Source organism: Erwinia sp. AC075 (assembly GCF_979253995.1).
Window position 1 is genome coordinate 1,468,133 of record NZ_CEEDEU010000001.1, and the last position, 14,210, is coordinate 1,482,342.

The following is a 14,210-nucleotide window of genomic DNA, read 5'->3' on the forward strand; positions in this document are numbered from 1 at the left end:
CCGGAGATGATGATGACCACTGCAACGGATTTACTGGCTTCGCTGGCGGATATCGCGCCGGATTCTGAGCTTGCCCAGGCCCGCAACACGCGGGAAGCGGCAACCCGCCACGCGCAAGGCAGCTATGAGGTGATCTTTAGCCAGCAGGATGCCGATTTCCCGCTGGCTGAACGTTTCGCCCTGGCGGCACGGGTGGCGGAATGGAATGCGCAGCCCACTTTACAGGCGCATTACCAGCCGCAGGCTGGCGCACTGGATAACAGCCCCCGTCATGAGCTGGCGTTAGCCTGGGCGCACCGTCTGACCTTCGAGCCGGTCAGCGCCACGCCTGAACATCTGCAGGCCTTACAGGCGGCGGGCTGGACCGCGCGCGGCATCGTGACACTGTCACAGTTAGTGGCCTTTATTAACTTCCAGAGTCGCCTGCTGGCCGGCTTACAGCTGTTGCAGGGCCACGCCTCAACCGCCACCGCACTGCCGGTGGTGGCAGGTGTCTGGCATCAGGCGGCCACCACCGCCAGTGGCAAAACCGCGCTGACCGCCTTCACCCAGCAGGACCTCGGCTGGGAACCCTGGCTGGCCGCCAAACCGCTGACGGAATTCACGGATGAAGAGAAACAGGTGCTGGTGAAGTTTGGTCATAGCGACTCCGATTATTTCCGCCTGCTGGCGCGGAATTTACCGGTGCTGGAACAGCGCACGCTGACGGATAAAGGCATTTTCTTCACCTCCGGCGGCCTGCCACGCGCCGACCGCGAACTGGCGGCTGCGGTGGTCAGTAAGGTTAACGGCTGCATCTTCTGCGCCTCGGTACACGCCCGCAAAGCCAGCCAGCTGTCGAAAGATTTCGATTCGGTCGAAAAACTGATTGGCGTCGCCCCCGGCGGCAAGCTGTCCGAAGGCCAGTCCGCGCGTTGGGCGGCCATTATCGATTTCTCCGCTGCCCTGTCCGTGACGCCGCAACAGGCCACGCTGGGACAGATTGTCGCGTTGCAGCAGCAGGGTCTGGATACCCTGGCGCTGCTGGATGTGATCCAGTCCAGCGCCTTTTTCGCCTGGGCCAACCGTCTGATGCTGACGCTGGGCGAACCCTTTATCCCTTCTGACGTATAAGGAGCCGTATGACTTCGTTACCCTCCAGCCAACTGGTGCAATGGCGCCGTGAGTTGCATCAATATCCGGAGCTGTCGAATCAGGAATTCGCCACCACGGAACGGATTACCGCGTGGCTGAAGCAAGGCAATATCCGCCTGCTGCCGTACGATCTGAAAACCGGCGTGGTGGCTGAAATCGGCCAGGGCGAACCGCTGATTGCCCTCCGGGCCGATATTGATGCGCTGCCGATTGATGAAGCGGTGAATCATCCCTGGACGTCGACCCATGCCGGCGTGATGCACGCCTGCGGCCATGATATCCATACCTCGGTGATGCTCGGCGTGGCGCATCAGCTTAAGCAGCAGGAAGCCGAACTGACGGGGCGGGTGCGCATCCTGTTTCAGCCGGCGGAAGAGACCTTTAACGGCGCGCAACAGCTGATCGATGCTGGCGTGCTGGACGGCGTTCAGGCAATTTTTGGTATGCATAACGCGCCCGATCTGCCGCTGAACAGCTTTAAAACCCGCGCCGGTCCGTTCTATGCCAACGTCGACCGTTTTGTGATCCGCCTTGAGGGCAAAGGTGCGCACGCCGCACGGCCACATGAAGGCATTGATTCAATCGTGATTGCCAGCCAGATCGTCACCGCACTGCAAACCTTGCCGAGCCGGACGTTCAGCTCGCTGGAGTCGGTGGTGGTCAGCGTGACGCGCTTCACCGCCGGCAACACCTGGAACGTGCTGCCACAAAGCGTCGAGCTGGAAGGCACGGTGCGCACGCACAATGCGGCTATCCGCGCGGCAATACCTGAAAAGATCACGGCGTTGATTAAGGGCATTGCCGGAGGCTTTGGCGCCAAAGCCGAACTGGAGTGGATTGAAGGTCCGCCCGCGCTGGTGAATACGCCGGAATGGGCGGAGTTTGCGCTCGATCTGGCCAGCGAGGCCGGCTTTAAGGCGGAAGCCGCCGCGACGCCGCAGATGGGCGGCGAGGACTTTGCCTTCTATCTGCACCATGTGCCGGGGGTGTTTGTCAGCATCGGCAGCGCAAGTGAATTTGGCCTGCATCATCCAGGCTTTGATCCTGACGAAGCGATCATTGATTCCTCCGTCCGCTATTTTACCCAGCTGGTTCCTCGCGCCTTAGCGCGGGTGGCGGCGAAATAATAAAAAAAGGAGCACCATTATGCCTGTCCCTACCCCTAAGGCGGTTCTTGATCATGTGGTGATTAACGTCGCCGACCAGTTAGATGCTGCCAGCGCGCTGTACCGCAGGTTAGGTTTTCAGCTGACCGAGCGGGGTCATCATTCTCTTGGCTCCAGTAATCATCTGGCAATTTTTGGTGAAAATTACCTTGAGCTGCTCGGCTATGAGAAAGGTAAAAAGAGCAGCCGCGCCGATCTCTGGCAGGCGTCTCCGGGCCTCAGTGGCCTGGTGTGGAAAACGGAGGATGCCGATCAGGATTATAAGCATCTGTTACGTCAGGATTTAGACGGCGATGAGCCCGCCTCTTTCCACCGTCCGGTGACCCTGCCGGACGGCACGGTGACTGAAGCGAAGTTCCGCACCGTCCGGGTTCGTCCGTCGCTGATCGCCGATGGCCGCAGCTTTTTCTGTCAGCATTTAACTCCGGAAGCGGTGTGGCAGCCCGCGTGGCAACAGCACCCGAACGGCGTGAAAAACATCAGCGAGTTTGTGATTGTGGCCAGAGATCCGGCCTCGGTTGCCTCGCTGTACAGCCGCCTGTTTGGCACCAACAGCCTGAGAGCCTGTCAGGAAGGCGCCTTTTTGCTGACCGCCGGCGTGACCAGCGTGCGCTTTGCGACGGAAGATTACGTCAGGTCGCGCTTCCACGCGCTGCCGGATAATTATGATGGCTCGGCACGCATGGCGGCGTTAAGTTTTCAGACTGAGGATCTGGCGAAGGTCAGAGCGGCACTGCATCAGGGCGATCTGCAGTTTAGCGAGGCGGAGGACGCGATTGTGGTCGTGCCGCAGCAGGGCTTTGATGTCGCCCTGCGCTTCCATCAATAGCGTTAGCGAATGCGCAGGCTGAATTTTCCCCCGGAAGCCTCTTCCGCTTCCCGCAGCACGGCAATCACGCCGTCAAACTGCTGAGGATCGGCATGCGCGGTCAGATGACGCAGCGTTACGCGCGCCGGCAGTGCGATCATGCCGGTTAGCGCATCCCAAAATGCATCCAGATTGTTGCCGAAGGCCATCTCAATGGCGAACTTGTGGCAGAACTGACGATAAAAGTCTGCTACGTCGGCGATATGCTCAAAGTCGAAGCTGACCGTGTTCATCTTAATACACCTGTTCAACGTTGCGGTAATGGTCTTTGGTCACGTAAATCAACCCGTCGCTGGAGTACAGCATGCGGTCGCTTCCCCGGCGGCCGCAGTCATAATTCACGTCCGCTTCAAACCAGTGCCGCCCCTGCTTTTCCGGCAGCACTTTTTCCCGGTTGGAGAAGCGATCGCCACCGATTGCCCGGCCTGGCAGGCTCTGGCACAGATTGCCCCGCGACGGTTCCCAGCCCTGTTTTCTGGCTTCTCCTTTGGTCAGGTAATAGGCAGGAAGGCGCTGATGCTGGTGCAGATAGTCGGCCACCCGCTGCTGTTGCGTGAGCGTGCTGATATCGCTGCTGCTGTTGCTCGCGGAGGCGGTTGAGGTGTGCGCCGCCTGCTGACGATCGGCAGGCGGTTTGGACGGGTGGCGTAAGCCGGCGGCGGTGGCCACAATGGCGAGGATCGCCGCAATGATCAGTTTTTTATTCATCGCCGGAGTTTACCGCGACGGCAGATTTAGCGTCTATTCCTTATCAACGTATTTTTGTAACGTGGCCGGGGTGACCAGCTCAAACGGGATCCAGTAATACGGGTCGAGCTTTTCGCCTTTAATCATCTTCTGCGCCACATCCACCGCTGCTTTGCCCTGGCCAATCGCATCCTGGAAAACGGTCACCTGCATTTTGCCCGAGGACATGGCTTTCAGACCGTCCGGCGTGGCATCAATGCCGCCAATCAGGATTTTGCTGTCTTTCTTGCCGGCCTGTTGCAGGCCCATAATCGCGCCAATCGCCATTTCATCATTGTTGGCGGCCACGATGTCGATCTCTTCACCGTTAGTCATCCAGTTGAGCATCAGATCCATCCCCTCATTGCGGGAATAGTTGGCGGTTTGCTTCTGTACCACGCTCATTTTCGGGTACTTGGCGACCACCTGCTCCACGTCTTTGGTGCGCTGAATGGCACCCGCATCGGTCAGGTTGCCGATCATGATGCCCACTTTGCCCTGATAGTTTGCCAGACGCGCCAGCTCTTCCATCTGCAGGGTGCCGGATTGCTTCTCATCAGAACCAACAAACACCACGCCGCTCGGCAGTTTGATATCGCCAGGCGTGCGGTTGACGTAAACCAGCGGAATTTTGGCGGCGGTCACCAGTTTGGTCATCGCCGGAGTGCCGGCCGAGTTGACCGGATCGACGATGATGGCATCAACGCCGGCGCTGATAAAACTTTGCACCTGATCGGTCTGCCGGCCGACGTCGCCGCGCGCATCTTCAAACTGCACGGTGATGCCACGGGCTTTGGCCTCTTTATCAATCGACTGGCGGATGATGGTCAGGAAGTTCTGGTCGAAATAGGCCATTGAAACGCCGATGGTTTCCGCCAACACGCTGGTTGAACAGCTCAGTGAGGCGACGAGCAGCAGGGCTTTGTAGGTTTTCATTCTTCTTCTCCGGAGGTAAGGATCGGTCCGTTTAGCCGTGCTTATAAACGAAACAAAATTACCGATAAAAGAAGATAATGAAATAAACGTACTTACCGCAAGCGTCTCGCGTCAGTTCCGCCAGCTGGCTCACACTTCCTCGTCAGGCAAGGTCCATTAGCATTAGCAGCAGCGGCGTGGTCACCGCGGAGAAAACCGTCGACAGCAGCATGCTGGTGGCGGCCGGGCCAGTTAAGGCATTGAATTGTTGGGACATTAAATAGACGTTGATGCCGACTGACATCGACCCTAACAGCACCACCACTTTGCTTTCCAGCGGCGGCAGGCCCAACAGTACCGCCAGGCCCCAAATCACCAGCGGCTGGACAATCAGCTTCAGCAGGCAAATCGCATAACTCTCTCTCAGGCCCTCCTTCACTTTGTAGGCGGCCAGACTCATCCCTAACGCCACCAGCGCCAGCGGCACGGCGATGGTGCCCAGCATGCTCACCGGTTTATCAATCATCTGCGGCAGCGGGATGCCGGTCAGGCTGAACAAGGTGCCGGAAAGAATGGCGATAATCAGCGGATTTTTCAGCACGCTGATCGCGGTTTTGCCAAACCCTTTCAGATTAAGCGCGCCGTGCTTGACCCACTCGACGGACACCGTGGCCAGCGTCCATAAAATCAGGCCGTTAAATACCAGCACCAGCGCCACCGACGGGATCGCCTTTTCGCCCAGCATCACCGTGGCAATCGGCAAGCCCAGCATCACGTTATTGGAGAAGATGCCGCCCAGCGCAAATACCGACCCGGAAATGCCATCCAGCTTGAAGAGCCGGCTGGCCATCACTCTGCCGAGAACAAAAACGATCAGGCAGCTGCCAAAGAAAGCGATCAGTAAGCGGGCATCGACCGGCGGGCTTTGACCAAAATCGCTCATCAGCCGGAATAACATCGCCGGAAGCGCAATTTTAAACACCACGCGGTTTAGCGCTTCGGTAATGCTGTCGGGCCATTTTCGCCAGCGAACCAGCATCCAGCCTAAGGCAATAAGGATAAATAACGGCATGGAAAGCAGGATTTGGTGCAGCAACGTGTGCAAAAGCGCGGGCATGGCGGGCTCAACTGTCAGTCGTTTTTCCTACCATAAGATCGATGTGATGTGGCGTAAAGCCTTGATAGTCGCGACGGTGGGAAAAAGGCAGTGCGGGCCTGATATCAGGCCCGAGACAAGGATTAAATCAGCCGGGCAATGCGCAGCTCGCTTTTCAGGTAGGCGTAATAGACCGGTGCCGCGACCACCCCGGCCAGACCAAAGGCGGATTCAAACACCAGCATCGCCAGCAGGATTTCCCAGGTTTTGGCATTGATCCGCGAACCAAAAATCCGCGCGTTGATAAAGTATTCCAGCTTATGCACCAACATCAGGAACACCAGCGAGATCACCGCCGCCTCAAGGGAAATCGACAGGCCAATCAGCACAATCACCGTGTTGGAGATCAGGTTGCCAATAATCGGCAGCAGCCCGGCGACAAAGGTCAGTACCACCACCGTTTTGCCAAACGGGAAGTGCAGGTCGAACAGCGGCAGCACGCCGAACAGGAAGCCACAGGTCAGCACTGTGTTCACCAGCGAGACCTTGATCTGCGCGAAAACCACGTTGTGGAACGAGTCGGCCAGTACGGTCAGACGCTCGAGCAGCGCATGGCGCAGCGGTGCATCCTGCGTATCCACATTGCTGATGCGCAGGGAGATGATAGCCCCCAGCAACATGCCAATCAGCATGGTGGCAAAGGTGTGGGCCGCGGTTCGACCAAAGGTCTGGACCACCACCAGATGCTCGCGCAGCCAGGTGACCACCTGATGTTGCAGCTCATCAATATCGGCCGGTAAATAGCGGGAAACCACCGGAGAAAGCGTACGCTGGGCGTCTTCCAGCAGTTTGCTGGCCGCCGCATGGAACGCTGCCGGGTTCTGGAAATCATTCAATAAGAAGCCGATCAGCTTGCTGACGCCAACCACCAGCCCTAACACAATGATGACGGTAAGGAAGAATATGATGATCCAGCGGGCAATCGGCCCTTTGACCAGCCGCTCAACCCACGGCGTCAGCGCCAGGATGGTTTCATAAACGATAAATCCGGCCAGAAAACAGGGCAGCAGGCGTAACGGGAATATCATAAAGAGCGCGGCGAAAATCAGTAGATAACTGGCCGCCTCGCACCAACCCTGTTTGTTCTGTTTCCACATCAGTGACAATTCCTGTCTGAATAGTAATAAAAATCAGCGTGATTCAGACAGTATACAATGCGTTGTGGCTATCGGGCGGAATAAACAAGACGAGTCTGAGGTGTGGACGGGACTTATTGCAGAAATCACAGCGGGCTGAGACGCCCGCTATTATTGAAGAGATGCGCAGTTTATGAACAGGCGCTGACCTGAACCTGGCGACGCCATGCGCCCGGAGACTGGCCAAACTGACGTTTGAAGCTGCGGTTGAACGACTGCTGGGAATCAAATCCAAACGAAATCGCCACATCCAGAATCGGCTCACCACCCGTTGCCAGGCGCTCAGCAGATTTTTTCAGACGACGTGCGCGGATGTATTCGCCCAGTGCGTAGCCGGTATGCTGCTTGAACATCCGTTGCAGGTGCCATTTCGAATACCCGGCCCGATCGGCAACGGTATCCAGATCCATTTTCCCTTCGATGTGGGTGTCGATCCACTTTACGAGATCGGTAATAAAATCATCATGGCTCATTGCGCTTCCCCTTTTAATGCTTTTTGTTTTAGCCTGGCTTGACCTCTCCCCCGCAGAAGGGTAAAAGGTAACTGTAATGAATGCATATCCACAAGTTAAAGCAGCCGACCGCTTAATGCAAGTTTAATTGTTGCATTAAATGCGATTCGCTGGCACTCTCCTCTTTATCGCCTCACTCTTCCCCCTGTTTTCTTGCCGTTCACATTTTGATACGGGTGTTGACAAGAAAATGCTAAAAGCAACAATAACACTTGCACTTAATTTACCCTCTCCCTACAATCCCTGCGTTTAGTGTATTCATCATAAATACATTTTATGCATTATGCCGTGCTCCTTTTATCACGTCGTCAGCATCTGCAAGGGATTAATAACCATGAAATCTTTCACCTCATCGCACCTGCGCCTCAGTGCACTGTCGCTTCTCACAGCAATCTGGCTGGTGGGCTGCGACTCCAAAGGGGCTGAACAGAGCGCACCGCCTGCCCCGCAGGTCAGTGTCGCTGAGGTTCAGCAACAAACCGTCAGCCAGTGGGATAACTTCAATGGCCGCATTGAAGCGGTGCAGAGCGTCCAGCTGCGCCCGCGCGTGACCGGGTATATCGATAAAGTGAACTACACCGAAGGCCAGGAAGTAAAAAAAGGCGACGTGCTGTTTACCATTGATGACCGAACCTATCGCGCTGAGCTGGAACGCGCTCAGGCCGATCTCGCCAGTGCCATCACTCAGGCACAGCTGGCCCGCAGCGAGTCCGGCAGGACCGAGAAGCTGATTGGCACCCAGGCGATTTCACGTGAGGTGTGGGAACAACGGCGTTCAGCCTCAACACAGGCGCAGGCGAACGTGCTGGCGGCGCAGGCCGCAGTGGATATGGCGCGCCTGAATCTCGATTTTACCAAAGTCACCGCGCCGATTGATGGCCGCGCCAGCCGCGCAATGATCACCTCCGGTAACCTGGTGACCGCCGGCGACAGCAGCAGCGTGCTGACCACGCTGGTGTCGCTCAACACCGTGTATGTCTATTTCGACGTCGATGAAGCCACCTTCCTGCGTTATCAGCGCATCAGCCGCGAAGGCGAAAGTGCGGCTGCGGCGCATCACGCGCTGCCGGTAAAAATCGGCCTGGTCGGTGAGGATGGCTATCCGCACACCGGTAAAGTCGACTTTACCGATAACCAACTGACTGCCAGCACCGGCACCATCCGCATGCGCGCCCTGCTTGATAACGACCAGCGTCTGTATACGCCAGGGCTTTTCGCCCGCGTGCAGCTGCCGGGCCGCGCCGACTTCCCTGCCCTGTTAGTCAATGACAAAGCGGTGCTGACCGATCAGGACCGTAAGTTTGTCTGGGTGATCGATGCGCAGAATAAAGCCCAACGTCGTGATATCCAGCCCGGCCAGATGGCTGACGGCCTGCGCATTGTGCAGCGCGGCCTGACGTCCGGCGATCGGGTGATTGTCGACGGCGTGCAGAAAGTATTTATGCCTGGGATGGCGGTAAATGCCAAAACGGTGCCTATGGCGCCAGCCTCCCTTTAATTTAAGCTGCGGGAACTGTTATGGATTTTTCCAGATTTTTCATCGACCGACCGATATTCGCGGCCGTGCTGTCGATTCTGATCTTCGTCTCCGGGCTGATTGCCATTCCGCTGCTGCCGATCAGTGAATACCCTGATGTGGTACCGCCCAGCGTGCAGGTGCGTGCGGAATACCCAGGCGCCAACCCAAAAGTGATTGCTGAAACCGTGGCGACGCCGCTGGAAGAAGCGATTAACGGCGTCGAAAACATGATGTACATGAAATCGATTGCCGGTTCCGATGGCGTGCTGGTGACCACCGTCACCTTCCGTCCGGGGACCGATCCGGATCAGGCGCAGGTTCAGGTGCAAAACCGCGTGGCGCAAGCCGAAGCGCGTCTGCCGGAGGATGTGCGCCGTCAGGGTGTCACCACGCAGAAGCAGTCGCCGACCATGACGCTGGTGGTTCATCTGGATTCACCGTCCGGTCGCTACGATTCGCTGTATCTCCGCAACTACGCGCAGCTGAAGGTGAAAGATGAGCTGGCGCGTCTGCCGGGTGTCGGCCAGGTGCAGATTTTCGGTGCCGGTGAATATGCCATGCGTATCTGGCTGGATCCGACCAAGGTTGCCGCGCGCGGTATGACCGCAGGCGATGTGGTGTCGGCGATCCAGGAGCAGAACGTGCAGGTGTCTGCCGGGCAGCTTGGCGCAGAGCCGATGCCCAATAAAAGCGATTTCCTGCTGTCGATCAATGCGCAGGGACGCCTGCAGAACGAAGAAGAGTTCGGCAATATCATTCTGAAAAGCGGCGAAGACGGGCAGATTGTTCGCCTGCGCGACGTGGCCCGCATTGAAATGGGCTCGGGCAGCTATGCCTTACGCTCGCAGTTGAATAATAAAGACGCGGTAGGGATTGGTATTTTCCAGGCACCGGGCGCCAACGCCATCGATCTGTCGAATGCGGTTCGGGCGAAAATGGCCGAGCTGGCGACCCGTTTCCCGGATGGCGTCGAGTGGAAAGCCCCTTACGATCCGACTATTTTCGTACGTGATTCCATCAGTTCCGTGCTGCATACCCTGCTGGAAGCGATTCTGCTGGTGGTGCTGGTGGTGATCCTGTTCCTGCAGACCTGGCGCGCCTCGATCATTCCGTTGCTGGCGGTGCCGGTGTCGGTGGTCGGGACCTTCTCAATCCTGTACCTGTTGGGCTTCTCGCTTAACACCCTCAGCCTGTTTGGGCTGGTGCTGGCGATAGGGATCGTGGTCGATGATGCCATTGTGGTGGTGGAGAACGTCGAGCGAAATATCGAAGAAGGTCTGGAACCGCGGGCGGCAGCGCATCAGGCGATGCGCGAAGTGTCGGGTCCGATTATCGCCATTGCGCTGGTGCTCTGTGCGGTGTTTGTGCCGATGGCCTTCCTGTCAGGCGTGACCGGACAGTTTTACAAGCAGTTTGCGGTGACCATCGCCATTTCCACGGTGATCTCAGCCATCAACTCCCTGACGCTCTCTCCGGCGCTGGCGGCGCTGTTGCTGAAACCGCATGATGCGAAGAAGGATCGCCCTACCCGGATTATCGATGCGCTGTTCGGCTGGCTGTTCCGTCCGTTTAACCGCTTCTTTAACCGTAACTCTGCGCGCTACCAGGGCGGTGTTTCCCGCATCCTGAAGCGCCGTGGATCGGTGTTCGGCGTCTATATTCTGTTGCTGATTGGTGCCGGCGTGATGTTTAAAGCGGTGCCGGCGGGCTTTATCCCGACTCAGGACAAGCTGTACCTGATTGGCGGCGTGAAGATGCCGGAAGGATCCTCGCTGGAACGGACCGATAAAGTAATCCGCCAGATGAGCGATATTGCGCTGCACACCGACGGTGTTGCCGATGCGGTGGCGTTCCCTGGCCTGAATGCGCTGCAGTTCACCAACACGCCGAATACCGGCACGGTGTTCTTTGCGCTGAAACCGCTGAATCAACGCACGCGCTCCGCCTCTGAGATTAACGCCGAAATCAACGCCAAGCTGTCGCAGATTCAGGAAGGCTTCACCTTCTCGATTATGCCACCGCCTATCCTCGGCCTCGGCCAGGGTGCCGGTTATTCGCTGTATATTCAGGATCGCGCGGGATTAGGCTATGGCGCATTGCAGGAGGCTGCCAATGCCATGGCCGGCACCATTATGCAAACGCCTGGCCTGCACTTCCCGATCTCCACTTATCAGGCCAACGTGCCACAGCTGGATGCACAGGTTGACCGTGATAAGGCCAAGGCGCAGGGCGTGGCGTTGACCGATCTGTTTGGCACGCTGCAAACCTATCTCGGATCGTCTTACGTTAACGACTTCAACCGGTTTGGTCGTACCTGGAAAGTGTATGCGCAGGCCGATGGTCAGTTCCGTGACAGCATTGAGGATATTGCCAACCTGCGCACCCGCAATGCGAATGGCGAAATGGTGCCGATCGGCAGCATGGTGCATATCGGCACCACCTATGGGCCCGATCCGGTGATCCGCTATAACGGCTTCCCGGCGGCGGACTTGATTGGCGATGCCGATCCGCGCGTGCTCTCTTCTGCCGAAGCGATGCAGGCGGTACAGCATATTGCCGACCAGATCCTGCCAAACGGTATGAACATTGAATGGACCGACCTGAGCTATCAGCAGTCCACGCAGGGCAATGCGGCGATCATCGTCTTCCCGGTGGCGGTGCTGCTGGCCTTCCTGGTGCTGGCTGCGCTGTACGAAAGCTGGACGCTGCCGCTGGCGGTGATCCTGATTGTGCCGATGACCATGCTGTCCGCGCTGTTTGGCGTCTGGCTGACCGGCGGGGATAACAACGTCTTCGTGCAGGTGGGATTAGTGGTGTTGATGGGGCTGGCCTGTAAAAACGCCATCCTGATCGTCGAGTTTGCCCGTGAACTGGAAATGCAGGGACGGACTATCGTTCAGGCCGCGCTGGAAGCCTGTCGCCTGCGTCTTCGCCCGATCGTGATGACCTCAATTGCCTTTATCGCCGGGACCATCCCGCTGATGCTGGGCCACGGTGCCGGTGCCGAAGTGCGTACCGTTACCGGCATCACCGTGTTTGCCGGCATGTTGGGCGTCACGCTGTTCGGCCTGTTCCTGACGCCGGTGTTCTATGTTGCCCTGCGCAAGCTGGTGAAAAAGGAAGAACCCGCAGCAGAACCGTCACCGGCCTTTGAAGGCTAAACCTTAAATTCCGGGGTGGACGTTTGCCCCGGTTGATCCGGGACGCCAAGCGCCTCAACGCAAAAAGCCGGACAACATTACGCTGTCCGGCTTTTTTTATGCGCCTGGCATCACGCCTTTAACAGCGGAACCGCATCCTTTCCCGCCGCAATCCGCATCGGGCTGGACGGATGGTTCACCGCACGCCACACCGCTTCGGCCACATCCTGCGAGGTGGTGACGTCGTCGGATGGTGCGGTCAGCTGTTCAAAAACCTGTTGTGCAAAGCCTGCGTAGGCCGGCGGGAATTCACCCAGCCGCGAACGGGCGTTTTCTCCGAAGCGCGTTTCCGGCGACTTGCCTGGAAGCACCAGACTCAGACGAATATTGAAGGGAGCCAGTTCCAGCGCCAGTGATTCCGTAAAGGCATTCACCGCCGCCTTGCTGGCGGTGTAGACAGGCAGCATCGGCAGCGCTTTCAGCGTCACGCTGGAGGTCACATTCACGATCACCCCCGCCTGCTTTTCTCTGAACTGCGGCAGCACCGCCTGGATCATCGCCATGGTGCCAAAGGTGTTGGTTTCAAAAATCTCCCGCGCGGTATCCAGCGACAGGTTTTCAAAAAATGCCAAACAGCCCGATGCCGGCATTATTCACCAGCACATCAATCGGTCCGGCGGCCGCAATGGCTTGCTGGATACTGTCCGTGTCGGTCACGTCCAGCGGCAGCACGGTAAGATTGTCGGAAGCGGGGAAAATTCCCTCTTTCGGCGTGCGTAAGGTGGCGATAACCTTCCAGTCCCGTTGCAAGAAATAGCGTGCGATATCAAGACCAAAGCCGGATGAACAGCCGGTAATCAGAATCGTTTTCATCAGAGTTTCCGTGGTGTTGTGAACAGAGCAGAAACAATAGGCGCATCGTTCCGGACTTGCTACACTCAAACGTCCAGATTTCATTAGCAGGAGTCCAGCCATGATCGATCCGCTTGCCGAAGTCGTTACCCTTTTACAACCGGGTACGCCGTTCTCAAAAGTGGTCAGTGCGGCGGGAACCTGGGGGATACGGCGTTCCGTCTCGGGTGACCCCTTCTACTGCGTGATTCTTAAGGGCGCGTGCTGGCTGACAATGGATGGCAAAGCGCCGCTGCTATTACAGCAGGACGACTTTGTGCTGATCCCCGCGGCTGAGGGCTTCATCATGACCAGCCAGCAACGCATCGCAGCTGACGATTTTTGCCTGCCGGTGGCGTTGCAGCCCGGTCACTTCCGCTTAGGCGCGCAGAATGGTCCGCCCGAGGTGCAGACGCTGGTCGGCCATTGCGTTTTTGGCTCGCCCGATGCCAGCCTGTTGGTTTCCCTGCTTCCCGAATTGGTGCATATCCGTGGCGAAAAAAGGCTGGCGACGCTGCTGCAACTGGTCGGCGATGAATGCCGCGCCCAGCGTCCGGCAAGGGAGGTGGTTCTGGCGCGGCTGCTGGAAGTGATGCTGATCGAAGCGTTGCGATCCACTTCCGAAGCCGCTGCCTCGCCGGGCCTGTTGCGGGGAATGGCCGATGAACGCCTGGCCAGCGCCATTACCAAAATGCATGAGCAGCCGACCTTTCCCTGGACGGTTGCGCAGCTGGCAAAGGAAGCCGCCCTGTCCCGTTCGACGTTTTTTGAACGTTTCCGTCAGGCGGTAGGCGTGGCGCCGATGGCTTATTTACTGGGATGGCGGATGGCGATGGCCAAAAATCTGCTGTTGCGTAAACAGGGAGGGATTGCCGACGTGGCGGAACGCGTGGGCTATAACTCGGCCAGCGCGTTTAGCGTCGCCTTCACCCGCCATGTCGGGATCCCACCGACGCGCTATTCCGGCGAAGAACCCACGCCGCCTGAGGAAGCGTCGGCCTGGTAACGGACATAAAAAAACCGGGCATCATCACGATGTCCGGTTTC

12 protein-coding genes and 1 pseudogene are annotated in these 14,210 nt (G+C 57.7%); 6 read left to right on the forward strand and 7 right to left on the reverse strand.

Annotation, left to right across the window (positions count from 1 at the left end):
- Positions 1 to 12: 12 nt before the first annotated feature.
- Genes AC0IXH_RS06885 through AC0IXH_RS06895 form a run of 3 tightly spaced genes read left to right on the forward strand, consistent with a single transcriptional unit; the run spans position 13 to position 3,129 of the window.
- Complete coding sequence (locus AC0IXH_RS06885; protein ID WP_471720248.1) at positions 13 to 1,113, forward strand: alkylhydroperoxidase domain protein; 1,101 nt, start codon at positions 13 to 15, stop codon at positions 1,111 to 1,113.
- An 8-nt stretch (positions 1,114 to 1,121) separates the two neighbouring features.
- Positions 1,122 to 2,261, forward strand: coding sequence for an amidohydrolase (locus AC0IXH_RS06890; protein WP_134824071.1), 1,140 nt, complete (start codon positions 1,122 to 1,124; stop codon positions 2,259 to 2,261).
- 19 nt (positions 2,262 to 2,280) lie between these two features.
- Entirely contained in the window at positions 2,281 to 3,129 is an 849-nt protein-coding gene (locus AC0IXH_RS06895; RefSeq protein WP_471720249.1) for a VOC family protein, read from the forward strand.
- A gap of 2 nt (positions 3,130 to 3,131) precedes the next feature.
- Here the strand turns inward: AC0IXH_RS06895 and AC0IXH_RS06900 are convergent, their stop codons facing one another.
- The 6 genes from AC0IXH_RS06900 to AC0IXH_RS06925 all read right to left on the reverse strand — a co-directional run bounded on the left by AC0IXH_RS06900 (position 3,132) and on the right by AC0IXH_RS06925 (position 7,574).
- Entirely contained in the window at positions 3,132 to 3,401 is a 270-nt protein-coding gene (locus AC0IXH_RS06900; protein WP_346567844.1) for a barstar family protein, read from the reverse strand.
- Position 3,402: 1 nt separating this feature from the next.
- Positions 3,403 to 3,876, reverse strand: a complete 474-nt coding sequence (locus tag AC0IXH_RS06905) for a ribonuclease domain-containing protein (RefSeq protein ID WP_105759064.1) — start codon at positions 3,874 to 3,876, stop codon at positions 3,403 to 3,405.
- Between the two features lie 33 nt (positions 3,877 to 3,909).
- Positions 3,910 to 4,830: a sugar ABC transporter substrate-binding protein gene (locus tag AC0IXH_RS06910; protein WP_053143335.1), complete on the reverse strand. Its 921-nt coding sequence runs from the start codon at positions 4,828 to 4,830 to the stop codon at positions 3,910 to 3,912.
- A gap of 142 nt (positions 4,831 to 4,972) precedes the next feature.
- Positions 4,973 to 5,926, reverse strand: coding sequence for an AEC family transporter (locus AC0IXH_RS06915; protein WP_134824069.1), 954 nt, complete (start codon positions 5,924 to 5,926; stop codon positions 4,973 to 4,975).
- Positions 5,927 to 6,048: 122 nt separating this feature from the next.
- A complete protein-coding gene (locus tag AC0IXH_RS06920; protein WP_013202070.1) occupies positions 6,049 to 7,062 on the reverse strand; it encodes an AI-2E family transporter in 1,014 nt (337 codons plus the stop codon).
- A gap of 170 nt (positions 7,063 to 7,232) precedes the next feature.
- Positions 7,233 to 7,574, reverse strand: coding sequence for a helix-turn-helix domain-containing protein (locus AC0IXH_RS06925; protein ID WP_013202069.1), 342 nt, complete (start codon positions 7,572 to 7,574; stop codon positions 7,233 to 7,235).
- 373 nt (positions 7,575 to 7,947) lie between these two features.
- Here AC0IXH_RS06925 and AC0IXH_RS06930 point away from each other — a divergent pair, with 373 nt between their 5' ends.
- Entirely contained in the window at positions 7,948 to 9,111 is a 1,164-nt protein-coding gene (locus tag AC0IXH_RS06930) for an efflux RND transporter periplasmic adaptor subunit (RefSeq protein ID WP_013202068.1), read from the forward strand.
- 20 nt (positions 9,112 to 9,131) lie between these two features.
- The gene (locus AC0IXH_RS06935) at positions 9,132 to 12,293 is read left to right on the forward strand and encodes an efflux RND transporter permease subunit (RefSeq protein WP_105759066.1); all 3,162 of its coding nucleotides are present in this window, start codon (positions 9,132 to 9,134) and stop codon (positions 12,291 to 12,293) included.
- A gap of 110 nt (positions 12,294 to 12,403) precedes the next feature.
- On the opposite strand, the pseudogene AC0IXH_RS06940 reads toward AC0IXH_RS06935, so the two are convergent.
- A pseudogene (locus tag AC0IXH_RS06940) lies at positions 12,404 to 13,145 on the reverse strand (SDR family oxidoreductase).
- 100 nt (positions 13,146 to 13,245) lie between these two features.
- On the opposite strand from AC0IXH_RS06940, the gene AC0IXH_RS06945 reads away from it, so the two are divergent.
- Positions 13,246 to 14,169 carry an AraC family transcriptional regulator gene (locus AC0IXH_RS06945; protein WP_013202065.1) on the forward strand — a complete coding sequence of 308 codons (924 nt, stop codon included), beginning with the start codon at positions 13,246 to 13,248 and terminating at the stop codon, positions 14,167 to 14,169.
- Positions 14,170 to 14,210 lie beyond the last annotated feature (41 nt).

What these genes read in the sequence shown, in the direction of transcription:
- AC0IXH_RS06885 (WP_471720248.1), top strand. Translation starts at nt 13, where the DNA reads ATGACCACTGCAACGGATTTACTGGCTTCGCTGGCGGATATCGCGCCG.
- AC0IXH_RS06900 (WP_346567844.1), bottom strand. Translation starts at nt 3,401, where the DNA reads ATGAACACGGTCAGCTTCGACTTTGAGCATATCGCCGACGTAGCAGAC.
- AC0IXH_RS06910 (WP_053143335.1), bottom strand. Translation starts at nt 4,830, where the DNA reads ATGAAAACCTACAAAGCCCTGCTGCTCGTCGCCTCACTGAGCTGTTCA.
- AC0IXH_RS06920 (WP_013202070.1), bottom strand. Translation starts at nt 7,062, where the DNA reads ATGTGGAAACAGAACAAACAGGGTTGGTGCGAGGCGGCCAGTTATCTA.
- AC0IXH_RS06930 (WP_013202068.1), top strand. Translation starts at nt 7,948, where the DNA reads ATGAAATCTTTCACCTCATCGCACCTGCGCCTCAGTGCACTGTCGCTT.
- AC0IXH_RS06905 (WP_105759064.1), bottom strand. Translation starts at nt 3,876, where the DNA reads ATGAATAAAAAACTGATCATTGCGGCGATCCTCGCCATTGTGGCCACC.
- AC0IXH_RS06895 (WP_471720249.1), top strand. Translation starts at nt 2,281, where the DNA reads ATGCCTGTCCCTACCCCTAAGGCGGTTCTTGATCATGTGGTGATTAAC.
- AC0IXH_RS06935 (WP_105759066.1), top strand. Translation starts at nt 9,132, where the DNA reads ATGGATTTTTCCAGATTTTTCATCGACCGACCGATATTCGCGGCCGTG.
- AC0IXH_RS06915 (WP_134824069.1), bottom strand. Translation starts at nt 5,926, where the DNA reads ATGCCCGCGCTTTTGCACACGTTGCTGCACCAAATCCTGCTTTCCATG.
- AC0IXH_RS06925 (WP_013202069.1), bottom strand. Translation starts at nt 7,574, where the DNA reads ATGAGCCATGATGATTTTATTACCGATCTCGTAAAGTGGATCGACACC.
- AC0IXH_RS06945 (WP_013202065.1), top strand. Translation starts at nt 13,246, where the DNA reads ATGATCGATCCGCTTGCCGAAGTCGTTACCCTTTTACAACCGGGTACG.
- AC0IXH_RS06890 (WP_134824071.1), top strand. Translation starts at nt 1,122, where the DNA reads ATGACTTCGTTACCCTCCAGCCAACTGGTGCAATGGCGCCGTGAGTTG.